The following is a 23,111-nucleotide window of genomic DNA, read 5'->3' on the forward strand; positions in this document are numbered from 1 at the left end:
TCAGAGCGGCCGCACCTGCTCGGCCTGCGGCCCCTTCGTGCCCTGGCCGAGCTCGAACTCGACCTCCTGGCCCTCTTCGAGGGAGCGGTAGCCGTCGGACTGGATGGCGCTGAAGTGGACGAACAGGTCCTGACCGCCGCTGGCCGGGGTGATGAACCCGTAGCCCTTCTCGGCGTTGAACCACTTCACGGTGCCCTGAGCCATCGAGATCTCCTCGTGCGTCGTCACCCACGGGACGACCGCCGCCTCGTGGTACGGCGAGCCTAGCGGCGACGGAGGGCCGGGGAAAGGAGAACGCCGTGCCAGGTCAGCCCGCGGGCGTGAGCTCCGACTTCACGATGACGACGACGTCGCCGGAGCGCAGGGGCTGCTGGACGACGTTCTCCGCAGGGACACCGAGCGCCGCCGCGACGGCGGCGGCCGTGTCGCTGCGGTTCTCCGCGTACCAGACGGTCGTCACGGCGACGTCGTCGGGGCTGCCCTCGTAGTCGGCGGCCTCGACCTCCGTGAAGCCACGCGCCTCGAGCGCCTCGGCGCCCTGGGCCGCCATGCCCTGGAGCCCGCTCGCGTTGAGCACCCGCACGTACGCGCTCGGGTCGGCGGCCGCCATGAGCGCGTCGAGGTCCGGAGCGGCCGGGGTCTCCTCGACCGGTGGCTCCTCCGTCTCGGCGGGCGGCTCCTCGGTCTCGGCGGGAGTCTCGGTCGCGGCGTCGCCGGGCGTCTCGGTCGACGCCGCGGGGGGGTCCGTGGACTCCGCCTGCGGCGGCGCCTCGCCGCTCCCGTCCGACAGCAGCGTGAAGCCGCCGTACGCGAGCCCGGCGAACACCACGGCCACGAGGAGGAACGGCCAGGTCTTGCTCCACCGGGTGCGGGGCGAGCGGTGCACGCCGACGGGCGCACCCTGCGGCGCGGGAGCGTCGAACTCGTCGGGCGCGTAGGGGTAGCGGCTCTTCGTCACGGCGACAGGGTAGCCCGGTCGCGGCCGATGGCTAAACGTCCGGTTCGCCGGTTCTTCACCGCTCGCACCGCCTCAGAGACCTTCGAGACGGCGTGCGGTGCGGGCGCGTTGGCGCGTGGACCGCATGCGCCGCAGCCGCTTGACCAGCATCGGGTCGTGGGCCAGCGCGGCCGGCGAGTCGATGAGCGCGTTGAGCACCTGGTAGTACCGCGTGGCGGACAGGTCGAACAGCTCGCGGACCGCCTGCTCCTTCGCGCCCGCGTACTTCCACCACTGGCGCTCGAAGTCGAGGATCTCCTGGTCGCGCGCGCTCAGCCCCGACGCCGCGCCGTCGCCGCCGGAGGGCGCGGTCGCGTCGGGTCCCTCGAGGACGTGTGCGGCCTCGCTCATGGTTCCCTCCCGTCGTGCACGTTCTCGTCACCGAAACCGTCCGCCCTCGTCGTGGCGCGAGGGCCGGACCGTCCCCAGGGTACGCAGCGAACCACACCGGTGTCATTCGTCCCCGCCGGGCGCGGGCTACGCTCGGTCCCCGTGGAGAGCGCACCCGGAACGACCCGCCCCTCGCTCGCGAGCATCATGGCCCCCGACTGGGCCGAGGCCCTGGCACCCGTGGAGCCGCAGCTCCACGCGACGGGCGACTTCCTGCGCGCGGAGGTCGCCGCGGGCCGCGAGTACCTGCCCGCGCCGTCGGCCATCCTCAACGCGTTCTCGCGCCCGCTCGCGGAGGTGCGCGTGCTCGTCGTCGGGCAGGACCCGTACCCCACCCCGGGCCACGCGATGGGCCTGTCCTTCTCCGTGCAGCCGCACGTGCGCCCCGTGCCGCGATCGCTGCAGAACATCTTCGCGGAGCTCGCGGACGACGTCGGCGCCCCCACCCCCGCGACCGGCGACCTGTCCGCCTGGAGCGACCAGGGCGTCATGCTGCTCAACAGGGTCCTCACCGTGCGTCCCGGCGAGCCGGGATCCCACCGCGGCCAGGGCTGGGAGACCTTCACGGAGGCGGCGATCCGGGCGCTCGTCGCGCGCGACGCCCCGCTCGTCGCCATCCTGTGGGGCCGCGACGCCGCGACGTTGCGCCCGATGCTCGGCGACACGCCCGTCGTCGCGAGCGCCCACCCGAGCCCGCTCTCGGCCCGCCGCGGCTTCTTCGGCTCCCGCCCGTTCTCACGCGTCAACGAGCTCCTCGTCGCCCAGGGCGCCGCCCCCGTCGACTGGCACCTCCCGACCACCTAGGCGAGGGGGACGTCCGACCGGATCAGGACCGTGTCGGAGGGTGGCGAGGCGACGGACGAGCGATGCGCGGCGACGTCGCCGGTCCGCGCCATGGCGAGGCGACGGACGAGCGGTGGTGGTCGGGACGCGCGCGGTCGTGGCGTGGCGTGGGCGAGGCGACGGACGAGCGGTGGTGGACGGGACGCGCGCGCGGTCGTGGCGGGCCTGGCGGGAGCCGCGAGGAACGAGCGGCGGATGGTGGACCGCGCGCGCGTCCCGGGAACCACCGCGGAACTGCCCCTCACCGCGCCCTCGAGCTGCCGGGACCACGCGAGCTGCAGGAGCAGAATGGTCGGGTGACGACGCCGAACCCGACGACCTCCCCGTCCGCCGGAACGCCCGCCCCCGAGACCTCCCCGCCGCGCTGGAGCAGCTACGTCGCGGTGGGTGACTCATTTACCGAGGGGCTGTGGGACCCGTATCCCGGCCAGGACGACCACCAGCGCGGCTGGGCGGACCTCCTCGCGCAACATCTCGCGGTACGCCGCGTCGCTGCGGGCGACGAGCCGCTGCGGTACGCCAACCTCGCGATCCGGGGCCGCAAGCTGCGGTCGATCCTCACGGAGCAGGTGCCCGCGGCCCTCGCGCTGCAGCCGGATCTCGTGAGCCTGATCGGCGGGGGGAACGACATCCTGCGACCCAACGCGGACGTCGACCGCCTCGCACGCAACCTCGAGCACGCGGTCTCCCGCCTGCGGGCGGCGGGGATCGACGTGCTGATGGGCACCGGGTTCGACGCGTCGCACTCCCCGCTCGTCGGGCTGACCCGCTCGCGCGTCGGGGTCTACAACGCGCACATCTGGGCCATCGCCCGGCGTCAGGGGGCGTACGTCGTCGACCTGTGGGGCCTGCGCGCGCTCCAGGACTGGCGCATGTGGTCGGACGACCGGATCCACCTGACGCCGGAGGGGCACCGGCGTGTCGCGCAGGCCGCGCTCGTCGGGCTGGGCCAGGCTCCCGACGACGCGGCGTGGGACGACCCGCTGACCCCCCTGCCGCCGTCGCCCGCGCTCGACCGAGCGCGCCAGCACGGGCAGTGGGTACGGGCGCACGTCGGGCCGTGGGTGCAGCGGCGGCTCACCGGGACGTCGTCGGGCGACGGGCGGCTGCCGAAGGCCCCGGAGCTCCAGCCGGTCCCGCTCGCGGAGGGCTGAGGACGACGGTTCGGCGGCTCGTGCGCCAGTTCGGCAGCACGAGCTGCCGACGAGCGCAGCGCGTGCCGAAGGACGCGGGAACCGCCGAACGGTCCGCTCCCGAAGCCGCGCACGACGAAGCCCCCGACCCGGTGCGGGTCGGGGGCTCGTGCGGAGCCGCCTGTCGGGTTCGAACCGACGACCTTTCGCTTACAAGGCGAGTGCTCTACCAGCTGAGCTAAGGCGGCGCACCGGCTCGCGCCGGACGAGAGAGCAGGATACCCGCTCGTCCGGCGCGACCCGGTCGGCGTCAGCCCTGCTGCGCGGCCTCGATCGCCGCGGGCAGCGCGCTCGGGTCGGACCAGTTGCCGTCCCAGCGCTCGCCGTCGATCGCGATCGTCGGCGTGCCGAACCCGCCGGACTGCGGGTTGGCGAGCGACTCGTCCTGCGTGACGAGGTTCGTGGCCGTAGCGGCCCAGTCGGCGAACTGCTCGGTCGCCGTGCCGTCGGCGATCTGCGCCGCGACGTCGGCGGGGACGCCGGCCTGCTCGGCGAGGTCCGCGATCTGCTCGTCGGTCAGGCCCTCGGTGCCCTCGGCGGGCTGGTTGGTGAACATGAGGGTGTTGAACTCGTTCATGGCCTCGGGAGCCTGGTCGGCGACGAAGCCGGCGGCCGCCGCGGCGCGCGTGGAGAACTGCGAGCCCTGCGAGTAGCGGTCGAGGATCGACACGGGGTGCAGCACGACGGTGATGTCGCCGGACTCGCGCAGCGCGTCGAGCGAGGCGCCGTTGGCCTCCTCGAAGTCGCCGCAGATGGGGCACATGTAGTCGAGGTAGACGTCGACCTGGACGGCCTCGGCGCCGTTCTCGGTCCCGGCGGCGCCGTCGGCGCCCATCGGGATGCCGCCGTCGGTCGAGTTCTCGGGGTTGGTGACCTCGCTGAGGTTCCCCGCCGCGACCGCGTCGATCGTCTCGTTCTGGTCGTTCAGGGCGGGGATGAAGAAGTAGAGGAACACGCCGATGAGGACGGCCAGACCGGCGACGAGCGCGCCGATCGTGATGAGCCGGTTGCGGCGGTCGCGCTTGGCCTGCGCCTCGCGGAGCGCGAGCGCCTCGGCGCGCGCGGCGTCGCGGCGCTGGGCCTTGGTCTGGGGTTCGTTGCTGGGCATGGTGGGTCCTTCGGGTGCGGTGCGGTCGTCGTGCGGGGACGACGGAGGGCGGGGGCGTGCCGCCGTCGGGCTCGGGTGCGGGAGCCGTCAGGCGAGGGCGGCCACGGGGGGTCCGCGCCGGGTGCGCACCACGGCGTCGGCGAGGTGGTGCAGGGCGGCGGGGACGACGTCGGGCCGCGGCAGCCGCTGGGCACGCGGCCCGGCGACCCGGCGTCCCTGCGAGGCACCGAGGACGTGGGCGAGGAGCGCTGTCAGGACGCGCACCGCCCCGGCGGAGAGCTCGCGGGCCCGCGTGTGCGCGCGGCGCACGCGCGCCGAGACGCCCCACGCCACGAGCGCGGCGACCGCGTGGCCCAGCAGGACGGGCACGGCGAGCACGCCGAGCACGGTCACCATCGCGGCGCCGTCGCCGCCGAGCGCCGTGCCGGACGGGCAGTCGGGGGTCTCGTGGACGAGCGCGAGGTGCATCCCCGCGATCCCCCAGGCGCCGGGGACCGTCACGCACTGGTGCACGACGGCGAACCCGCGGTCCGCGAGGTTCGTCAGCAGGGCCGCGGCGAGCGTGAGGAGGAGGACGCCGGGGCCGAGGAACGGCCCGGTCGCGGGCACGACGGACGTCCTCGTCGCGCCGCGCGGCAGTCCGCGCGTGGCCGTCGTCCGGAGCACGGCGCCCAGACTACACACGCCGGCTGGGACGAGCCTGGGTGCCGGCAGGACACCCGTCGGCCGCTCCACGGACGTCAGCGCAGGTCCGGCGGGCCCGGGAACGGCCACCACTCGACCGGGCGGTCCGACGCGAGCAGCACCACGCACACGATCGTGAGGGCGATCCCGAGGCCGAGGAGGACGAGCGTCCCGGTCCGTCCCGGGGCGACCCGGGCGAGCGCGGTGCGGGTCCCGTAGCGCGTGAGGTAGGTGAGCGGACCGACCCACGCGAGCACGACGGCCGCGAGCATCGCGACCCCCAGCAGGACGGTCGTCACGACGGGCGAGTTGCCGCCGTCGGGCCCCTCGACGACGACCCAGCGGTCCGCCTCGAGGAGCCACCACCCCGCCACGACGACGAGCACGCCCGCGCACGCCGCGACGAGCAGCGACGGGAGCGCGCCGAGCAGCGCCCGCACCACGTACCAGGGCGACGCGGCGACGGAGCGCGCGGTGTCGCTGCGCTGCACCCCCTTGCGCTCGCGGCGCGTGTGCAACGACTCCGTGGTGACGCCGACGACGCGCGCGAGCACGACGAACAGCGCCAGGGCGCCGAACGCGAGCCCGGGGAACATCGCACCGAGCAGCACGAGCGGCACCGCGAGGAGCGCGAGCACCGTGCGCCGGGACGCAGGGACCGGGCGGACGTACAGCGGCTCGCCCGCCTCGCCCGAGGGCGGGGCCCCGAGGTCGTCGAGGAGGTCGGGGTCGGCGAAGCCGTCGGCGGGCACGGCGACGGTGCGGCCGTCGTTCACCTGCGTCTGCGACACCGGCAGGGGCGGCGGCACGACCGCGGGGGCCGCAGCCCACGCGGCACCGGCACCGGCGGCGGCTGCCGCGGGCGCCACGACCTGCGTCGGGCCGGTCGGTGGCCCGACGAGCTGGGTCGGGGCGTCGCCCGTGTCGGCGGCGCGGCGCAGCGCCGCGACGACCTCGGTCGGGCCGAGGCGCTGGGAGGGGTCGGCGTGCAGCGCGCCCGCGAGCGCCTGCGCGGTGACGGGCCCGAGGCCGGCGAGGTCCGGCCGTCCGCTGCGGGCGCGGGCGAGCACGACGTCGGTGGGTCGCACCCCGAACGGCGCCCGACCCGTGGCGGCGTAGGCGAGCACGGCGGCCCAGCCCCACCAGTCCGTGTCGGCGCTCGGCGACGCGCCCTCGAGCAGCTCGGGCGCGAGGTAGCCGGGCGTGCCCATGACGAGTCCGGTCGACGTGACGCGCGCGTCCTCGAGCCCCTGCGCGATGCCGAAGTCGATGAGCACGGGACCGCGCGACGCCACGAGGACGTTGCTCGGCTTGAGGTCGCGGTGGATGACGCCCGCCGCGTGGACGGCCTCGAGCGCCGCGGCGAGCTGGTCGGCGAGCTCGTACAGGTCCCACGCGTCGAGCGGGCCGCCGTCGGCGATCTCGTCCTCGAGCGTCGGCCCGTCGACGAGCTCGGTGACGATGAACGCGTCCGGCCCGTCGAGCTCGACGTCGAGGATCTGCGCGACGGCGGGGTGGCGCAGCCGCTGGAGGGCCAGCGCCTCGCGACGCAGGCGCTCGCGGCCCTGCGCCGCGGCGTCGACGTCCACGTGCGCGTGGAGGAACTTGATCGCGACGAGGTTGCCGCCGCCGTCGTGCGCGCTGTGCACCGTCCCCATGGCGCCGGAGCCGAGGCGCGCGCCGATGAGGTAGCCACCGACCTCGCTGCCGGGGGCCGGCCCGCGGCCGCCCGCCGTCGGGGCGACGCGCTGCGTGGACTCCTCCATGGTGACAAGGTAGCCGCAGACGCGACGTCCGGCGGCCCGTGGCCGCCGGTGTCGAGCCGCGCCGTGCCCGACCGTCCGTCTACCCTGGGACGCGTCATCCGCGTTCCATCGGAGCACCAAGGAGAATTCCGTTGTCAGGCAAAGAAGGGTTCGACCTCGTCGTCGTGGCCAACCGGCTGCCCGTGGACTTCACGGTGGACGCCAGCGGCGACGTCTCGTGGGACCGCTCGCCGGGCGGCCTGGTCACGGCGCTCGAGGCGGTCATGCAGGCGTCCGACGGCGCGTGGGTCGGCTGGTCCGGTGCGCCCGACCTCGCCCACGACCCGTTCGACGCCGACGACATGCGCCTCGTCCCCGTCACCCTGAGCGCCGACGAGATCGAGCGCTACTACGAGGGCTTCTCCAACGACACCCTCTGGCCGCTCTACCACGACGTCATCTCGCCACCCACCTACCACCGCACGTGGTGGGAGGCGTACCGCCGCGTCAACCAGCGCTTCGCCGACGCCGCCGTCGCGCAGGCCGCGCCGGGCGCCGTCGTGTGGGTGCACGACTACCAGCTCCAGCTCGTGCCGCAGATGGTCCGCGAGCAGCGGCCCGACGTGCGGATCGGGTTCTTCAACCACATCCCCTTCCCCCCGCTCGAGCTGTTCCAGCAGCTCCCGTGGCGGCGCCAGGTCCTCGACGGCCTGCTCGGCGCGGACCTCGTCGGGTTCCAGCGGGCGGGAGACGCCGCGAACTTCATCCGCGCCGTGCGCCGGCTGCGCGCCTACACGACGCGCGGCCCGATGATCACCGTCCCCACGGCCGACGGCCACGACCGGCACGTGCGCGCCGCCGCCTTCCCCATCTCCATCGACTCCCGGCGGTTCGACGAGCTCGCGCGCACCCCCGAGGTCCAGCAGCGCGCCCGGGAGGTCCGCGCCGACCTGGGCGACCCCGACGTGATGATCCTGGGCGTCGACCGCCTGGACTACACGAAGGGCATCCGCCACCGCATCAAGGCGTACGGCGAGCTCCTGCAGGACGGCCGGCTCGACGTCGAGCACGCGACGCTCGTGCAGGTCGCGAGCCCGAGCCGCGAGAACGTGGACGCGTACCAGGAGCTGCGGGAGCACGTCGAGAGCGCGGTGGGGCGCATCAACGGCGAGTACGCCGAGATCGGGCACGCGGCCATCCACTACCTGCACCACTCGTACCCGCCCGAGGAGATGGCCGCCCTGTACCTCGCGGCGGACGTCATGCTCGTCACGTCGCTGCGCGACGGCATGAACCTCGTCGCGAAGGAGTACGTCGCGGCCCGCTCCGACGACCGTGGCGTCCTCGTCCTGTCGGAGTTCACGGGCGCCGCCGACGAGCTCGCGTCGGGCGCCCTGCTCGTCAACCCGCACGACATCGACGGGATGAAGGACATCATCGTCGCGGCCGCGCACATGGACCACCGCGAGCAGCGCAAGCGCATGCGGCGCCTGCGCCGCCGCGTCCTCGCCGACGACGTCGCCAAGTGGTCGGAGTCGTTCCTCGGCGTCCTGACCGCCATGCCGTCGCGGGTGCCGCGCCGGTCCGCCGAGCCCGCCCGGGACGCGCAGGACGACGACGCGGAGCGCGGAGCATGAGCGGGGGCACGCCGTCCCACGTCACCCTGCCGCCCGACGTCGCCCAGGCGGTCCTCGCGTTCGCGGCCGACGGCGACGGACCGCCCCCCGCGCGCCTCGTCGCCCTCGACTTCGACGGGACGCTCGCGCCGCTCGTCGACGACCCGCTCGCCGCGCGCATGACGCCCGCGGCCCGGGCCGCCGTGGACCGCCTCGCGGCGGCGGTGCAGGGGTCGACGACGCGGCTCGCGCTCGTGTCGGGGCGCAACCTCACCGACCTCGCCGAGCGCGGGGAGCCACCCGTCGGGACGTTCCTCGTCGGGAGCCACGGCGCCGAGACGGGACGCGTGACGGAGCACGGCGTGGACGCCGTCCCCCTCGTCCTCACGGACGACCAGGAGCGCGCGCTCGCCGAGCTGCGGACCGGGCTGGCCGCCGCGGTCGCCGGGCGCGAGGGTGCCTGGGTGCAGCACAAGCCGAGCGCCGCCGTCCTGCACACGCGGCTCGCCTCCCCCGAGGACACCCTGGCGGCCGAGGCCGCGGCCGACGCGGTGGCCGAGCACCTGGGGCTGCACGCGATGCACGGCAAGGACGTCGTCGAGATCGCCGTCCTCACCGTGTCGAAGGGCGAGGCGGTGGACCGGCTGCGCGACGACGTCGGGCAGGACGCCGGGACGAGCGGCCGGACGCGCGTCCTGTACGCGGGCGACGACACGACCGACGAGACCGTCCTCGGGATCCTCGACGGCGACGACCTGGGCATCAAGGTGGGGCCGGGCGCGACCGCCGCGTCGCAGCGCGTGCCCGACGCCGACACGCTGGCCGCCGCTCTCGACCTCCTCGCGCGCGCGCTGACCCGCGAGGTCGGGACCGGATCGTGACCTCCGGAGCACCCGGGTGTGACCTGGCACTCAGTCGCCGGGGGTAGTATCGGCTCCACGATGACGTCGGGTCCCTGCCGTTCGGGGGTCCGGCTTCATTTGTGTCGTCGAAGACACGCTCGTCCGCCATCGCGAACAGCTACGTCGACGTGGCACGTCACTGCACAACGGATCGTCCGGCACGTACCTGCCGGTGGAGGGATGTACCAGTCATGGCTACGGTCACCTACGACCACGCAACGCGGCTCTACCCCGGGACCGAGCGCCCCGCGGTGGACCAGCTGAACCTGCACATCGAGGACGGCGAGTTCCTCGTCCTCGTCGGCCCCTCGGGCTGCGGCAAGTCGACCTCGCTCCGCATGCTCGCGGGCCTCGAGGACGTCAACGCGGGCAACATCTACATCGGCGACCGCGACGTCACGGACGTCCAGCCGAAGGACCGCGACATCGCGATGGTGTTCCAGAACTACGCGCTGTACCCGCACATGTCCGTCGCGGACAACATGGGCTTCGCGCTGAAGATCGCCGGCACGCCGAAGGCGGAGATCCGCCAGCGCGTCGAGGAGGCCGCGAAGATCCTCGACCTCACCGAGTACCTGGACCGCAAGCCGAAGGCGCTCTCCGGTGGTCAGCGCCAGCGCGTCGCCATGGGCCGCGCGATCGTGCGTCAGCCCCAGGTGTTCCTCATGGACGAGCCGCTGTCGAACCTCGACGCCAAGCTCCGCGTCCAGACCCGTACGCAGATCGCGTCGCTCCAGCGTCGTCTCGGCGTCACCACGGTCTACGTCACGCACGACCAGACCGAGGCCCTCACGATGGGTGACCGCATCGCGGTCCTCAAGGACGGTCTGCTCCAGCAGGTCGGCACCCCGCGCGAGATGTACGACACCCCGCAGAACGTCTTCGTCGCGGGCTTCATCGGCTCGCCGGCCATGAACATCGGCACGTTCACCGTCAACGGTGGCGTGGCCGAGGTCGGCCCGGCCCGCCTCCCGCTCGAGCGCGACGTGGCGGCGAAGCTCACCGAGGCCGACAACGGCAAGGTGACGATCGGTTTCCGTCCCGAGGCCCTCGACGTCGTGTCGCAGGCCAACGAGAGCGCGTTCCCCGTCGAGGTGAACATCGTCGAGGAGCTCGGCTCCGACGCGTTCGTCTACGGCACCCTGAAGGGCGAGCTGGCCGCTCAGGCCGACGTCCACTCGGGCGCCGGCGACAACCAGGTCATCGTCCGCGTCGACCCGCGCAACGTCCCCGCCAAGGGCGAGCGCATCTACGTGGCGATCCGCCCGGGCAACTCGCACGTCTTCTCGGCCGCGTCGGGCCAGCGCCTCAGCTGACCTCTGCACCGCCGACAGGGCGGGTCCGACCTCCGGGTCGGGCCCGCCCTTCGTCGTCCGCACCGCAGCCGCCGACCCCCGGGTTGCGCACACGGCGACCGCCGAACTCCGGCTTGTACGCCGCTCAACCCGTCCATCGGCCAACAACCCGGGGTTCGGCACCCCAGCCCGCCGAACCCCGGGTCGGGCACCCCAGCCCGCCGAACCCCGGGTTGTGTTGCCAAGACAACGCTGCCAGGGCGCACAACCCCGGGTTCGGCGGTAGGACGAGCCGACGCCGGAGCGGGGGTGGGGCGGGTCGTGGCGCCGCCGCAGGACGAGCCGACGCCGGAGCGGGGCGGGGCGGGTCGTGGCGGGTCTGGCGGGAGCCGCGAGGAACGAGCGGTGGATGGTAGACCCGCCCCGCCCCCGCGCAGGCGTCGGCGGACCCGACCCGCCGCCCCACGCCCCACGCCCCACGCCCCACGCCCCACGACCATGGACAATGGAGCGCGTGACGGTGCACAACCTGCAGATCACCGCGTCTGCCCCCGACCCGGCTCTCCTCGACCTGCCCTGGGACGTCCCGCTCGAGGACTGGCCGGCCGAGACGCTCGCGGCGCTCCCCCGCGGTATCTCCCGGCACATCGTGCGGTTCGTCCGCCTCTCGGGCCGGGTCATCGCGATCAAGGAGATCGGCGAGTCGGTCGCGTACCGGGAGTACGAGCTGCTGCGCCAGCTGCGCCGGCTCGAGGTGCCGAGCGTCGTGCCGGTCGGGGTCATCACGGGGCGGAAGGACCCTGACGGCGAGCCGCTGGAGGCGGTGCTCATCACGGAGCACCTGCAGTTCTCGTTGCCGTATCGCGCGCTGTTCAGCCAGTCGCTGCGGCCGGACACGGCGACGCGTCTCATCGACGCGCTCGCGGTGCTCCTCGTGCGGCTGCACCTCGTGGGCTTCTACTGGGGCGACGTGTCGCTGTCGAACACGCTGTTCCGCCGCGACGCGGAGACGTTCGCGGCGTTCCTCGTGGACGCGGAGACGGGCGACCTGCACCGTGAGCTGTCCCCGGGCCAGCGCTCGTACGACGTCGACCTCGCGCGCACGAACATCATCGGCGAGCTCATGGACCTCGCGGCGGGCGAGCTGCTCGACGAGGACGTGGACGAGGTGGCGATCGGTGACGCCCTGGTCGCGCGGTACGAGGAGCTGTGGGAGGCGCTGACGACGTCGGAGTCGTTCGACGCGAACGAGCGGTGGCGGGTCGCTGCCCGCATCGAGCACCTGAACGACCTGGGGTTCGACGTCGGCGAGCTCGCCATCACGACGGACATCGACGGCACGACAGTGCAGATCCAGCCGAAGGTGGTCGACGCGGGTCACCACTCGCGGCGCCTGCTGCGTCTGACCGGGCTGGACGTCCAGGAGAACCAGGCCCGGCGGCTGCTCAACGACCTCGACTCGTACCGGGCGGCGGCGGACCGCCAGAACGACGACGAGGAGTTCGTCGCGCACGACTGGTTGAGCGGCGCGTTCGAGCCGACGATCCAGGCCGTCCCGCGCGACCTGCGCCGCAAGCTCGAGCCGGCGCAGCTGTTCCACGAGATCCTCGACCACCGGTGGTTCATCTCGGAGCGCGCGGGCCGGGACGTGCCGATGGCGGAGGCCACGCGCTCGTACGTCGAGAACGTGCTGCAGCACCGGCCGGACGAGAAGTCGATCCTCGGCCTCGCGCCGGGCGAGAAGGACCCGGAGTACTACGGCTGACCCGCGGCAGCTCCCCAGGTGCAGCAACGTGTCAGCGCGGCACCGGCTCGCAGACCGGTGGCGTGCTGACAGGTCGCGGGCGCTCGCGCCTGTCAGCGCTCCACGGGGCCCGCGGGCGGTGCAGCGCTGACAGGTCGCGGGACGTCAGTCCTGAGCGGCGCGCAGGCGCGCGACCTCGTACAGCGAGATGCCGGTCGCGACGGCCGCGTTGAGCGACTCGGTGTCGGAGTCGATGGGGATGGAGGCGACGACGTCGCACGCCTCGCGCACGAGGCGCGAGAGCCCCTTGCCCTCGGACCCGGCGACGACGACGAGCGGCTCGGTCGCGAGCTGGAGGTCGCCGATCGACGTCGTGCCGCCCGCGTCCAGCCCGACGACGAAGCAGCCCGCCTGCTTCAGCTCGCCGAGCGCGCGGACGAGGTTCGTGGCCCGCGCGACGGGCACGCGCGCCGCGGCCCCGGCGGACACCTTCCACGCCGACGCCGTGACGCCGGCGGCCCGGCGCTCGGGGACGAGCACGCCGTGCGCCCCGAACGCCCCCGCCGAGCGCAGGACCGCGCCGAGGTTGCGCGGGTCCGTCACGCCGTCGAGCGCGACGATGAGCGGCGGGCGGTCGGACGCGGCGGCGGCGTCGAGCAGGTCGTCGACGTCCCGGTAGTCGTACGGCGGGACCTTGAGCGCGACGCCCTGGTGCACGGCGCCGTCGGTCAGCCGGTCGAGCTCGGGCTTGCCGACCTCGAGCAGCTCGTAGCCCCGCCCGGACACGATGTCGAGGATCTCGCGCGTGCGGTCGTCCGCGTCGAGGCGCGAGAAGAGGTAGACGGCCTCGACGGGGATGCCGGCGCGCAGCGCCTCGAGCACGGAGTTGCGCCCGGTGACGATCTCCTGGACGCCGCCACGGCCCTTCGGGCCGCCGCCGCGACCGGCGCGCGTACCGCCCGGTCGCTGACCCGCGGCCTTCTTCTCGGCGGCCACCTTGCGCTGGTGCGCCGGGTGGTAGACGCGGTCCTCGGCCTTGGGCGTGGGGCCGCGGCCCTCGAGCGCCTTGCGGCGCTGACCGCCGGAGCCGACGGTCGCGCCCTTCTTGCTCCCGGCCTTGCGCATCGCGCCGCGTCGTTGTGAGTTGCCTGCCATGGGTCTGCCCGTCGTGTCGTCGGTCGTTCAGGTCGTGGTGCGCCGCCGCGCGGGGCGCGGGCGGCGGAGGCCGGGAAGCTCGTGCGAGCCCCTCGTCCCATGCTCGGTCAGCCGAGGCTCCAGCGCGCGCCGTCGGCGGAGTCCTCGACGACGATCCCGGCCGCCGCGAGGCGGTCCCGGATCGCGTCGGCGGTCGCGAAGTCCCGTGCTGCGCGAGCCTCGGCGCGGGCAGAGATCTCGGCGCCGACGACCGCGTCGAGCGCGGCGGCGTAGCGCGAGTCGCCCGCGTCGGCCCACTGCGGGTCGCCCGGGTCGAGGCCGAGGACCTCCAGCATCGCGCGCAGCGCGACGAGGTGGTGGCGCGCGACGGCGTCGGCCGCGCTGCTGCGGTCGGCGAGCGCCGAGTTCCCCGCGCGCAGGTGCTCGTGCACGACGGCGAGCGCCGCGGGCACGTTGAGGTCGTCGTCCATCGCGGTGGTGAAGGCGGTGGGCAGCTCGGCGTCGCGCACGTCGCCGACGTCGCCCACGCGCTCCGTGGCGCGCTCGACGAACCCCGCGAGGCGCTCCCACGTCGTCTGCGCCTCGGTGACGGTCGCGGGCGTCCACTCGAGCATCGACCGGTACTGGACGGACGCGAGCGCGTAGCGCAGGACCGCGGGGCTGGTCGACGCCAGGACCTCGCGCACGAGCAGCCCGTTGCCGAGCGACTTGCTCATCTTGGTGCCGCCCTGCGTGACCCACGCGCTGTGCAGCCAGTGCCGGGCGAAGCCGTACCCCGCGGCCCGGGACTGCGCCTGCTCGTTCTCGTGGTGCGGGAAGCGCAGGTCGAGACCGCCACCGTGGATGTCGAACGTGTCGCCGAGGTAGCGCCGAGCCATCGCCGAGCACTCGAGGTGCCAGCCCGGCCGCCCGCGGCCGAAGGGCGTCTCCCACGACGCCGTGGCCGGCTCGTCGTCCTTGGGCGCCTTCCACAGCGCGAAGTCGCGCGGGTCGCGCTTGGCGGCGGCCTCCTGCGCGTCGGCAGGGACGTCGTCGGGCACGGGGTTGAGGTCTTCGAGGCGCTGGTTGGTGAGCGAGCCGTACTCGCGCCACGACCGCACGTCGAACCAGACGTCGCCCGGTCCGGTGGTGTACGCGTGGCCGCGCTCGACGAGCCGCTCCATGAGGTCGACCATGTCGGGGACGTGGCCTGTCGCGCGCGGCTCGTAGGTGGGCGGCAGCACGCCGAGCGCGTCGTACGCCGCGGTGAACGCGCGCTCGTACGTCGCGGCCCACGCCCACCACGGCTCGCCGGCCGCGGCGGACTTCGCGAGGATCTTGTCGTCGATGTCCGTGACGTTCCGGATGAGCGTGACGCGTGACCCCGCGCGGCGCAGCCAGCGCACGAGGACGTCGAACGCGACCGCGGAGCGCATGTGCCCGATGTGGGGTGCGGCCTGGACGGTCGCGCCACACAGGTAGATGCCGACCTCGCCCGGGGTCTGGGGCACGAAGTCGCGCACGTCCCGCGTGGCGGTGTCGAACAGGCGAAGGGTCACGTCCGCAAGGGTACCGGGGCGGCGCGTCGCGGTCCGAACCGCGACCCGGCGCCGCGACCGTCGTCGCGCGCGGACCGGTCAGCCGAAGGCGCGGCCCTCGCCCCGGTAGGTCGGCACGACGTCCACGACCTCGTCCCCCCGCACGAGGTGCACGACGTCGAAGCGCTCCATCACCTCGCCGGCCTTGGCGTGGCGGAACCACACCCGGTCGCCGATCTCGAGGTCGGCTGCCCGCCGGCTCGTGCGGTGCAGCGGGGTCTGGACCTCTCCCGCGCCCTCGCGCCCGGTGAGAGACCACCCGGGCGTCGCGACGAGCGGGAGCCTGCTGCGGGCCGCGGGCCCGGACGCGACGTACCCGCCGCTGAACGCCGTGGCCCATCCCGGCGCCGGGACGCGGACCACGTCGAGCCCGAAGAACGCCGCGGGTCGCGGGCGGAACGCGCGGTAGCCGTCGAACAGGCCGGGCACGTAGAGGCCCGATCCGGCGGTCACCTCGGTCACGACCGGGTCCGCGGACGACGTCTCGAGCGACCCGGTCCCTCCCGAGTTCACGAGCTCCACGTCGTGCCCGACGACGTCCCGCACCGCCCCGACGACCTCGCCGCGGCGCGTCGCGAGGTCGGCGACGGACGCCCGCTTGACGAGGCGGACCGCGGGGCTGGCGTCGGGGAGCCCGGCGACCTGCGCCTCGTAGAACATGACGCCGCGCAGCCGCAGGCCCGGCTCGGCGGCGACGCGCGCGGCGAGGGCCGCGGCGTCGTCGGGGGTGCGCACGGGCGAGCGCCGCGTGCCGAGGTGCGCGACGAACGGTCCGAGGCCGACCCGCAGCGACGCGTCGACGTCCAGCGCCACCTGCACCGGCGCCGCGTCCGTGCCGTGGCCGACCCCCGCGAGCGCCTGGCGGACGAGGGCGACGTGCGCGGCATCGTCGACCATGAGCGTGATCTCGCGGCGCGCCTCCTCGTCCCGGGCCAGCGCGGCGAGCGCGCCCCGGTCGACGCTGGGGTACGCCACGAGCACGTCGCGCGTGCCCTGCCCGACGAGCCACAGCGCCTCGCGCACCGAGAACGCCATGACGCCGCGGAACCCGCGGTCCAGCGCGCGGTCCGCGAGGGCCCGCACGCGCACCGACTTCGACGCGAGGCGGACGGGTGTCCCCCCGGCGCGCGCGACGAGCTCGTCGGCGTTCGCGTCGAACCGGTCGAGGTCCACGACGGCGAGCGGGCCGTCGAGGCGCTCGGTCGCCCGGGTGAGACGTGCGAGCAGCGACGGCGACGTCCCTGTCCCCGTGGTGTCCTGCTCGTCGGTCCCGGCGGCGCGGCCCCCCACCGCTCGCGCCGTCGTCGTGGCCTCGCCCATGGGAGAAACGTACGCCACCGAGACGACGCCGCGGCACGCGTCGCGCGTGAGACAGTACGTGCTGTGAGCAGCGACGACGCCCTCGTCTGGACCAACTGGGCCCGCACGGCCACCGCTCGCCCGCGCCGTCGGGCCGCCCCGCGCGACGAGGCCGACCTGGCCGCGCACGTGGCCCGCGCCGCGGCCGACGGGCTGCGCGTGCGCGCCGTCGGAGCGGGCCACTCCTTCACGCCCGCCGCCGTCACCGACGGGCTGCTCCTCGACCTCGACCGGCTGAGCCTCGTCGAGCGGATCGCGCGCGAGGGCGACGCGATCCACGTCACCGTCGGGGCCGGGATCCGGCTGCACCGGCTCAACGAGGCCCTCGCCGCGGCGGGGCTCGCGATGCGCAACCTCGGCGACATCGACCGGCAGTCGGTCGCGGGCGCGATCTCGACGGGCACGCACGGGACGGGCGCGCGCCTCGGCGGGCTCGCGACCCAGGTGCGCGGGGTCCGTGTCGTCGGCGCGGACGGGACGGTCCGCGAGGCGACGCCGACGCAGGACCCGGACCTCTTCGAGGCGAGCCGGCTCGGGCTGGGCGCGACCGGTGTGCTGTCCGCGGTGACGCTCGAGGTGGTCCCGGCGTTCCTCCTGCGGGCGCAGGAGGAACCGTGGCCCCTCGATCGCGTGCTCGACGGGCTCAGCGCCCCGGACGACGACCCCGCCGGCCTCGTCGGCGGCAACGACCACGTCGAGTTCTACTGGTTCCCCCACACGCGGCGGGCCCTCACCAAGCGCAACAACCGCCTCGCGCCCGACGACGAGGCCTCCGAGCTCGAGCGCCTGCGCACCGGGCCGGGAGCCGTCGCCCGTGCCCGCACGTGGCTCGACGAGGAGCTGCTCTCCAACCGGGCGTTCGAGCTCGTCAACCGCGTCGCGAAGGCGGTGCCGCGCGCGACGCCGCACCTCAACGCGGTCTCCGCGCGAGCCCTCGCCCCGCGCACGTACGTCGCGCCGTCGTACCAGGTGTTCGTCACGTCGCGCCGGGTCAGGTTCCGCGAGATGGAGTACGCGGTGCCGCGCGACCGGCTCGTCGACGTCCTGACGGCGGTCGACGACTGGCTCGAGCGGTCGGGCGAGCACGTCCCGTTCCCGGTCGAGGTGCGCTTCGCCGCGCCCGACGACGTGTGGCTCTCCACGGCGCACGGTCGCCCGACGGCGTACGTCGCCGTGCACCAGTACGCCCGGCTGTCCCACGAGCGGTACTTCGACGCGGTCGAGAGGATCGTCGCCGAGGTGGACGGCCGCCCGCACTGGGGCAAGCTCCACGGCCTCGACGCCGAACGGTTCCGCGCGCTCTACCCGCGGTTCGACGACTTCCTCGCCGTGCGCGACGCCGTCGACCCCGGCGGCGTGTTCTCGAACCCGTACACCGACACGGTCCTCGGCCCGCCCCCGGGCCGTGAGATCGGCCGGTAGACAGGCGGCTCCGAGATCACCGGAGGCGCGGGAGGTCGCGTCGACCGCAGGCCGTCAGGCGTCCGCCCGGACCCCGTCGTCCTCCGGCTGCACGACCTGCGTCAGGACGTAGTCGGCGAGCGCGTGGAAGCTCGCGATCGCGACGTCGTCGTCCTGCTCGACCAGCCAGGCGATCTCGATACCGTCGATGTAGCCCGCCACGAGCCGCGACAGGAAGCGCAGGTCGAGCCGATAGCTCACCCCGGCGCGGCGGGCGACCTCCTCGAGGATCCCCTGGGTCATGTTCCACGTCTGCTCGAGGTGCGCGTGCGCGACGGACCGCAGCGCACGGCTGCGCACGCCCGCGGTCGCGAACTCGAACGTCAGCAGGCGCATGTGCCGACGAGGGGTGAGCCCTTCCCACAGCGCGTCGGCCGCGGCGTGCGCGAGCACGACGACGTCGGTGCTCACGTCGAGCGACGCACGGACCGGCTCGGACGCGACGAGGGCGAGGCTGTTGCCCATCGCCTGGAGGAGCTCGTCCTTGTCCTCGAAGCAGTAGTGGACGACGCCCAGGGAGACGCCTGCCTCGCCGGCGACCCCACGGATGGTCACCGCCTCCACCCCCTCGCGGACGGCGATGGTCATCGCGGCGTCTACGAGCTGGGCCCGGCGTTCTTCGACGGACATACGGTTCATGTGCGGTTCATCCCAAGTGTCGTGCTCTGGGAAAGTGAAACACATCGCGAGGCTTCCCACGATCGTACGGGTCTGCGACCAGCCTGGCACGCGGGGTCCGGGGCGCGCGAGAATGGCGCGTCGGATGACACCTCGACGACGGCACCTCACGAGACGGAGCACCGTGCGACCTGCTCACCACCCCCTGCTCGGCGCGGCCCTCGTCGCCACCACGCTCGCCCTGGTGGGCTGCGGGGCGTCCGAGGAACCTGACGCGACCGCGAGCCCGGCGACGTACGCGGTCCCCGACGTCCCGGTCTCGGTGACCGCGCCCGCGGGCTGGGAGCGCCTGACGCAGGACGGCGCGTTCGCGGTCCGCTCCCCCGACGGGTTCGGCGACCCGGCGTTCCGCGCCGACGTCGTCGTCACGGGTGAGGCGGCGGACGGCCCGCTGGAGGACGCCGGCGCCGCCACCGCGGAGCGCGTCGCCGCGATCGACGGCTGGCTGCCGGACGCCGAGGGCCAGGGCGCGACGACCCTCGGCGACGTCCCTGCCTACCGCGTGTCGGGCACGGTCGACGTCGGCGGGACGCCGGTCGCCCAGGAGGTGGTCCTCGTCGGGTCGACCGCCGCCGACGGCGAACCGTGGACCGTCTACCTCACCGCGTCCCACGCCGTGGAGGACACCGACGGCGCGGAGCAGACGCGCTCCGTCCTGACGAGCGTGCAGGTCACCCCGGCGGGCTGACCGCCACGACGAGCGCCGTCGCGAGCGCCGCGAGGCCTTCGCCGCGCCCCGTGAGGCCGAGACCGTCGGTGGTCGTGGCCGTGACGGTCACGGGGGCACCCGCCGCCGCGCTGAGCGCGGCCTCCGCCTCCGCCCGGCGGGGGCCGAGTCGCGGCCTGTTGCCGATCACCTGGACGGCGACGTTCCCGATCTCGAAGCCCGACGCCCGGACGCGGCGCGCGGCCTCGGCGAGGAGGCGGGCACCGCTCGCCCCGGCCCACTCGGGCGCGGACGTGCCGAAGTTCGACCCGAGGTCCCCCAGCCCGCTCGCGGAGAACAGGGCGTCCGCTGCGGCGTGCGCGGCGACGTCCGCGTCCGAGTGGCCCGCGAGCCCTCTCTCGCCCGGCCAGTGCAGCCCGCCGAGCCACAGCGGGCGGTCCTCGCCCTCCGCCGCGTACGCGTGGACGTCGACCCCGACGCCCGTGCGCGGGAGCCCTGCCGGCATCCGCGGCGACGAGGGCTGGACGACGGGCTCCGCCGGATCGGTCATCGTGACTCCTGGAGGGTGAGCTCGGCGACCCGCAGGTCGCGCCGCGTGGTGATCTTCGCCGCGGCGGGGTCGCCCGGCACGACGTGCACCGCGTGCCCGAGGTCCTCGACCAGACCGGCGTCGTCGGTCGCCGCCGCCGACTCGTCGTCCCCGCGGTGCTCCGCGGCCGCGTGCGCCCTCTCGAGCAGGGCACGGTCGAAGCCCTGGGGCGTCTGGACCGCGCGCAGCGCCGACCGGTCGACGGTCGCGGTGACCCGCTCGGCGTGCACGGGGTCGTCGGGACCCGCCGGGTCGACGCGCTTGACCGTGTCCGTCACGGGGAGCCCGGGGACGACGGCGAGGTGCCCGGCCCGGACCGCCTCCACCACGCGCCGCACGAGAGCGGGCGGCGCCAGCGGCCGGGCGGCGTCGTGCACGAGGACGACGTCGACCGGACCGGCGCCGGACGCCGCGTCGGCACCGGCCAGGCCTGCGCGCAGCCCGGCGGCGACGGAGGCCTGTCGTGTGCCTGAGCCGGCCACGACGTGCACCGGGCGGTCGACGCCGGGATCGTCGCGCAGCATCGCGCCGACGTGGTCGACGAGGCCTGCAGGCGCCGTCACGACGAGGGCGTCGACGACCCCGGACGAGCACAGCCGTCGCGCGGCGTGCACGACGAGGGGCAGCCCCTCGAGCTCGACGAGCGCCTTGGGGACGTCCATCCCGAGGCGCGTCCCGGAGCCCGCGGCGGTGAGGACGGCGAGAGTCGGCACGGCCACACCGTATCCCGGGTCGCTCCGCTCCGGACGTCCCGCCAGTCCATCGGCTGCGCCGTGGGGAACGACGACGGGAGGGTGGCCGTCCGTGGACGGTCACCCTCCCGTGGTGTCGAGCGCCGGGTGTGCCCGGTGGATCGACCGCTGGGTCAGGACGCGAGGACCTCGTCGAGGATCGCCTCGGCCTTGTCCTCCTCGGTGTGCTCGGCCAGCGCGAGCTCCGAGACGAGGATCTGACGAGCCTTGGAGAGCATCCGCTTCTCCCCGGCCGACAGGCCCCGGTCGGCGTCCCGGCGGGAGAGGTCACGCACGACCTCGGCCACCTTGATGACGTCGCCCGACGCGAGCTTCTCGAGGTTCGCCTTGTACCGGCGGGACCAGTTGGTCGGCTCCTCCGTGTAGGGTGCACGAAGCACCTCGAACACGCGGTCCAGGCCTTCCTGGCCGACGACGTCACGCACGCCGACGAGGTCGACGTTCTCGGCTGGGACTTCGATGGTCAGGTCACCCTGGGCGACCTTGAGCTTGAGGTAGATCTTGTCCTCGCCGCGGATCGTACGCGTCTTGATCTCTTCGATCAGTGCGGCGCCGTGGTGCGGGTAGACAACGGTCTCGCCTACTGTGAACGTCATCTGCAGATGTCCCCTTTCGCGGACGGCCATCTTACCACGGGGATCTGTGGATATCCGAGCCCCGGGCACCTTTTCGCGCCCGTTCACGCGGGTATCTGTGCAGGTCAGAGGGCTTGCGGCGCTCCGCGCGAAGAACCCGCGAACGCCAGCCCGCCGGCCGTGGAGCACGTTCCGTCGCTCGACACGGAGCCTGTCGGCGCGGCATCGGTGGACGAGCGGCCCCCGGCCCGGCGCGTGACGCCGCTCACGCCCGCGCCACCACGGGTCGCCGGGCCACCCTCCCGCACGCCGACGCACTAGGCTGGGGCCGGAAACCCCAGCCCCCTCGCGCCCCTGGAGAGCACGTGACCCGCACCACGACCACCCGAGCACGCCGGACCCTGCGGGCCTGGGCCGTCCCCGTCGTCGTCGCGACCGTCGCAGCCACCGCCGCGTGCTCCCCCATCGAGACCAACCGGCCCTACTCGCCGTCCGACGGCCTCCGGGTGAACCTCACGGACGAGCTCCGCGGGCTCAACCTCATGGTCGTCACCGCGGGCGAGGGCGAGCCGGGCGCCGTCATCGGCGCCTTCGCGAACGACACCAGCGAGGACGTCGAGTTCGAGCTCGCGCCCGAGGGCGGTGCCGGCCTGACCGTGCCCGTCGAGGCCGGGTCGACCGTCTACCTCGGCACCGAGGACGGGTTCGACGCCCAGCTCGGCAGCGTCGACGTCGCGCCGGGCGGCGTCCTGCCCGTGACCGTCTCCGTGAGCACCGGCGAGGAGGAGGCGCTCTCCCTGCCCGTCCTCGACGGCACGCTCGAGGAGTACGCGCACCTGATCCCCTGAGCCTGCCGCGGCCACCCGCCGCGCCACGCCACGCAGCACGACGGCGCCGCTCCCCCGGGGGGAGCGGCGCCGTCGTGCGTGGGCCGTGGGCCCGGGCGGCTCGGCTCAGCCGAAGCGGCCGGAGATGTAGTCCTCCGTGGCCTGCTGGGACGGCGACGAGAACATCGTCGCGGTGTCGTCCATCTCGATGAGCCGGCCCGGCTTGCCGGTGCCGGCGATGTTGAAGAACGCGGTGCGGTCGCTCACGCGCGCCGCCTGCTGCATGTTGTGCGTGACGATGACGATCGTGTACTCGTCCTTGAGCTCCGCGATGAGGTCCTCGATCGCGAGCGTCGAGATCGGGTCGAGCGCCGAGCACGGCTCGTCCATGAGGAGCACCTGCGGCTTCACGGCGATCGCGCGCGCGATGCACAGGCGCTGCTGCTGCCCGCCCGAGAGCCCGGACCCCGGACGGTCGAGGCGGTCCTTGACCTCGTTCCACAGGTTCGCGCCCTGCAGCGACGCCTCGACGAGGTCGTTGGCGTCCGACCGCGAGATCCGCTTGTTGTTGAGCTTGACGCCCGCGAGCACGTTCTCCTTGATCGACATCGTGGGGAACGGGTTGGGGCGCTGGAACACCATGCCGACCTGACGGCGCACCGCGACCGGGTCGACGCCGTTGCCGTACAGGTCGACGCCCTCCATCGCGACGGTGCCCTCGACGCGCGCGCCGGGGATCACCTCGTGCATCCGGTTGAGCGTGCGCAGGAACGTCGACTTCCCGCAGCCGGACGGGCCGATGAAGGCCGTCACGGACTTGGGCTCGATCGCCATGCTCACGTCCTGCACGGCGAGGAAGTCGCCGTAGTAGATGTTGAGGTCCTTGACGTCGATGCGGTTGCTCATGTCGTGCGGTCCTTCCGAGGTCCCGGCGCGGTGCGCCGCCGGCCGAGG

Annotated in this window: 23 protein-coding genes and 1 tRNA gene; 9 read left to right on the plus strand and 15 right to left on the minus strand. The window is 74.3% G+C overall.

The window, feature by feature from the left end:
* The 3 genes from V5D56_RS19985 to V5D56_RS19995 all read right to left on the minus strand — a co-directional run bounded on the left by V5D56_RS19985 (position 1) and on the right by V5D56_RS19995 (position 1,348).
* Positions 1-204 (minus strand): cold-shock protein, encoded by a 204-nt coding sequence (locus tag V5D56_RS19985; protein ID WP_435737009.1) that lies wholly within the window; start codon positions 202-204, stop codon positions 1-3.
* A 103-nt stretch (positions 205-307) separates the two neighbouring features.
* Positions 308-958 carry a LytR C-terminal domain-containing protein gene (locus tag V5D56_RS19990; RefSeq protein WP_435737010.1) on the minus strand — a complete coding sequence of 217 codons (651 nt, stop codon included), beginning with the start codon at positions 956-958 and terminating at the stop codon, positions 308-310.
* A gap of 72 nt (positions 959-1,030) precedes the next feature.
* Entirely contained in the window at positions 1,031-1,348 is a 318-nt protein-coding gene (locus V5D56_RS19995; protein WP_435737011.1) for a DUF3263 domain-containing protein, read from the minus strand.
* 141 nt (positions 1,349-1,489) lie between these two features.
* Between V5D56_RS19995 and V5D56_RS20000 the strand changes: the two genes are divergently transcribed.
* Entirely contained in the window at positions 1,490-2,191 is a 702-nt protein-coding gene (locus tag V5D56_RS20000) for a uracil-DNA glycosylase (RefSeq protein WP_435737012.1), read from the plus strand.
* Between the two features lie 335 nt (positions 2,192-2,526).
* Positions 2,527-3,384, plus strand: coding sequence for an SGNH/GDSL hydrolase family protein (locus V5D56_RS20005; RefSeq protein ID WP_435737013.1), 858 nt, complete (start codon positions 2,527-2,529; stop codon positions 3,382-3,384).
* Between the two features lie 154 nt (positions 3,385-3,538).
* Here the strand turns inward: V5D56_RS20005 and V5D56_RS20010 are convergent.
* From V5D56_RS20010 to V5D56_RS20025, 4 genes are all read right to left on the minus strand, one after another.
* Positions 3,539-3,611 (minus strand) — tRNA-Thr (locus tag V5D56_RS20010).
* A 62-nt stretch (positions 3,612-3,673) separates the two neighbouring features.
* A complete protein-coding gene (locus tag V5D56_RS20015; RefSeq protein ID WP_435737014.1) occupies positions 3,674-4,531 on the minus strand; it encodes a DsbA family protein in 858 nt (285 codons plus the stop codon).
* Between the two features lie 87 nt (positions 4,532-4,618).
* Positions 4,619-5,197: a hypothetical protein gene (locus V5D56_RS20020; protein WP_435737015.1), complete on the minus strand. Its 579-nt coding sequence runs from the start codon at positions 5,195-5,197 to the stop codon at positions 4,619-4,621.
* 74 nt (positions 5,198-5,271) lie between these two features.
* Positions 5,272-6,981 carry a serine/threonine-protein kinase gene (locus tag V5D56_RS20025; RefSeq protein WP_435737016.1) on the minus strand — a complete coding sequence of 570 codons (1,710 nt, stop codon included), beginning with the start codon at positions 6,979-6,981 and terminating at the stop codon, positions 5,272-5,274.
* A gap of 131 nt (positions 6,982-7,112) precedes the next feature.
* On the opposite strand from V5D56_RS20025, the gene otsA reads away from it, so the two are divergent.
* The 4 genes from otsA to V5D56_RS20045 all read left to right on the plus strand — a co-directional run bounded on the left by otsA (position 7,113) and on the right by V5D56_RS20045 (position 12,538).
* Complete coding sequence (otsA, locus tag V5D56_RS20030) at positions 7,113-8,597, plus strand: alpha,alpha-trehalose-phosphate synthase (UDP-forming) (RefSeq protein ID WP_435737017.1); 1,485 nt, start codon at positions 7,113-7,115, stop codon at positions 8,595-8,597.
* Positions 8,594-9,457, plus strand: a complete 864-nt coding sequence (gene otsB, locus V5D56_RS20035) for a trehalose-phosphatase (protein ID WP_435737018.1) — start codon at positions 8,594-8,596, stop codon at positions 9,455-9,457. Before otsA ends, otsB begins: the two co-directional genes overlap by 4 nt.
* A 212-nt stretch (positions 9,458-9,669) precedes the next feature.
* Positions 9,670-10,794 carry an ABC transporter ATP-binding protein gene (locus V5D56_RS20040; RefSeq protein ID WP_435737019.1) on the plus strand — a complete coding sequence of 375 codons (1,125 nt, stop codon included), beginning with the start codon at positions 9,670-9,672 and terminating at the stop codon, positions 10,792-10,794.
* Positions 10,795-11,278: 484 nt separating this feature from the next.
* The gene (locus V5D56_RS20045) at positions 11,279-12,538 is read left to right on the plus strand and encodes a DUF4032 domain-containing protein (protein WP_435737020.1); all 1,260 of its coding nucleotides are present in this window, start codon (positions 11,279-11,281) and stop codon (positions 12,536-12,538) included.
* 144 nt (positions 12,539-12,682) lie between these two features.
* Here V5D56_RS20045 and rlmB read toward each other — a convergent pair whose 3' ends face one another.
* From rlmB to V5D56_RS20060, 3 genes are all read right to left on the minus strand, one after another.
* Complete coding sequence (gene rlmB, locus V5D56_RS20050) at positions 12,683-13,672, minus strand: 23S rRNA (guanosine(2251)-2'-O)-methyltransferase RlmB (RefSeq protein ID WP_435737021.1); 990 nt, start codon at positions 13,670-13,672, stop codon at positions 12,683-12,685.
* Positions 13,673-13,779: 107 nt separating this feature from the next.
* Entirely contained in the window at positions 13,780-15,210 is a 1,431-nt protein-coding gene (cysS, locus tag V5D56_RS20055) for a cysteine--tRNA ligase (protein WP_435737022.1), read from the minus strand.
* A gap of 78 nt (positions 15,211-15,288) precedes the next feature.
* A complete protein-coding gene (locus V5D56_RS20060) occupies positions 15,289-16,569 on the minus strand; it encodes an alanine racemase (RefSeq protein ID WP_435737023.1) in 1,281 nt (426 codons plus the stop codon).
* 63 nt (positions 16,570-16,632) lie between these two features.
* Between V5D56_RS20060 and V5D56_RS20065 the strand changes: the two genes are divergently transcribed.
* Positions 16,633-18,030, plus strand: a complete 1,398-nt coding sequence (locus tag V5D56_RS20065) for a D-arabinono-1,4-lactone oxidase (RefSeq protein WP_435737024.1) — start codon at positions 16,633-16,635, stop codon at positions 18,028-18,030.
* Positions 18,031-18,084: 54 nt separating this feature from the next.
* Here the strand turns inward: V5D56_RS20065 and V5D56_RS20070 are convergent, their stop codons facing one another.
* A complete protein-coding gene (locus tag V5D56_RS20070) occupies positions 18,085-18,708 on the minus strand; it encodes a TetR/AcrR family transcriptional regulator (protein ID WP_435737025.1) in 624 nt (207 codons plus the stop codon).
* A gap of 163 nt (positions 18,709-18,871) precedes the next feature.
* Here V5D56_RS20070 and V5D56_RS20075 point away from each other — a divergent pair, with 163 nt between their 5' ends.
* Positions 18,872-19,435, plus strand: a complete 564-nt coding sequence (locus V5D56_RS20075; RefSeq protein WP_435737026.1) for a hypothetical protein — start codon at positions 18,872-18,874, stop codon at positions 19,433-19,435.
* Here V5D56_RS20075 and ispF read toward each other — a convergent pair.
* From ispF to V5D56_RS20090, 3 genes are all read right to left on the minus strand, one after another.
* Complete coding sequence (gene ispF, locus V5D56_RS20080) at positions 19,419-19,964, minus strand: 2-C-methyl-D-erythritol 2,4-cyclodiphosphate synthase (RefSeq protein ID WP_435737027.1); 546 nt, start codon at positions 19,962-19,964, stop codon at positions 19,419-19,421. The two genes, V5D56_RS20075 and ispF, sit on opposite strands and share 17 nt — an antisense overlap.
* The gene (gene ispD / locus V5D56_RS20085; protein ID WP_435737028.1) at positions 19,961-20,716 is read right to left on the minus strand and encodes a 2-C-methyl-D-erythritol 4-phosphate cytidylyltransferase; all 756 of its coding nucleotides are present in this window, start codon (positions 20,714-20,716) and stop codon (positions 19,961-19,963) included. Before ispD ends, ispF begins: the two co-directional genes overlap by 4 nt.
* Positions 20,717-20,868: 152 nt before the next feature.
* Positions 20,869-21,351 carry a CarD family transcriptional regulator gene (locus V5D56_RS20090; protein ID WP_031315710.1) on the minus strand — a complete coding sequence of 161 codons (483 nt, stop codon included), beginning with the start codon at positions 21,349-21,351 and terminating at the stop codon, positions 20,869-20,871.
* 344 nt (positions 21,352-21,695) lie between these two features.
* Here V5D56_RS20090 and V5D56_RS20095 point away from each other — a divergent pair, with 344 nt between their 5' ends.
* Positions 21,696-22,178 (plus strand): hypothetical protein, encoded by a 483-nt coding sequence (locus V5D56_RS20095; RefSeq protein ID WP_435737029.1) that lies wholly within the window; start codon positions 21,696-21,698, stop codon positions 22,176-22,178.
* Between the two features lie 105 nt (positions 22,179-22,283).
* Here V5D56_RS20095 and pstB read toward each other — a convergent pair whose 3' ends face one another.
* On the minus strand, positions 22,284-23,063 hold the full coding sequence (pstB, locus tag V5D56_RS20100) for a phosphate ABC transporter ATP-binding protein PstB (protein ID WP_435737030.1): 780 nt from the start codon (positions 23,061-23,063) through the stop codon (positions 22,284-22,286).
* Positions 23,064-23,111: the final 48 nt, after the last annotated feature.

It is taken from the genome of Cellulosimicrobium sp. PMB13, from assembly GCF_051294865.1.
GTDB lineage: Bacteria > Actinomycetota > Actinomycetes > Actinomycetales > Cellulomonadaceae > Cellulosimicrobium.

Bases quoted from the DNA above. Each gene is read 5' to 3' on its own strand.
- V5D56_RS19985 (WP_435737009.1), bottom strand. From the start codon at position 204: ATGGCTCAGGGCACCGTGAAGTGGTTCAACGCCGAGAAGGGCTACGGG.
- V5D56_RS19995 (WP_435737011.1), bottom strand. From the start codon at position 1,348: ATGAGCGAGGCCGCACACGTCCTCGAGGGACCCGACGCGACCGCGCCC.
- V5D56_RS20015 (WP_435737014.1), bottom strand. From the start codon at position 4,531: ATGCCCAGCAACGAACCCCAGACCAAGGCCCAGCGCCGCGACGCCGCG.
- V5D56_RS20025 (WP_435737016.1), bottom strand. From the start codon at position 6,981: ATGGAGGAGTCCACGCAGCGCGTCGCCCCGACGGCGGGCGGCCGCGGG.
- otsB (WP_435737018.1), top strand. From the start codon at position 8,594: ATGAGCGGGGGCACGCCGTCCCACGTCACCCTGCCGCCCGACGTCGCC.
- V5D56_RS20040 (WP_435737019.1), top strand. From the start codon at position 9,670: ATGGCTACGGTCACCTACGACCACGCAACGCGGCTCTACCCCGGGACC.
- V5D56_RS20045 (WP_435737020.1), top strand. From the start codon at position 11,279: ATGGAGCGCGTGACGGTGCACAACCTGCAGATCACCGCGTCTGCCCCC.
- rlmB (WP_435737021.1), bottom strand. From the start codon at position 13,672: ATGGCAGGCAACTCACAACGACGCGGCGCGATGCGCAAGGCCGGGAGC.
- V5D56_RS20060 (WP_435737023.1), bottom strand. From the start codon at position 16,569: ATGGGCGAGGCCACGACGACGGCGCGAGCGGTGGGGGGCCGCGCCGCC.
- V5D56_RS20070 (WP_435737025.1), bottom strand. From the start codon at position 18,708: ATGAACCGTATGTCCGTCGAAGAACGCCGGGCCCAGCTCGTAGACGCC.
- ispF (WP_435737027.1), bottom strand. From the start codon at position 19,964: ATGACCGATCCGGCGGAGCCCGTCGTCCAGCCCTCGTCGCCGCGGATG.
- V5D56_RS20090 (WP_031315710.1), bottom strand. From the start codon at position 21,351: ATGACGTTCACAGTAGGCGAGACCGTTGTCTACCCGCACCACGGCGCC.
- pstB (WP_435737030.1), bottom strand. From the start codon at position 23,063: ATGAGCAACCGCATCGACGTCAAGGACCTCAACATCTACTACGGCGAC.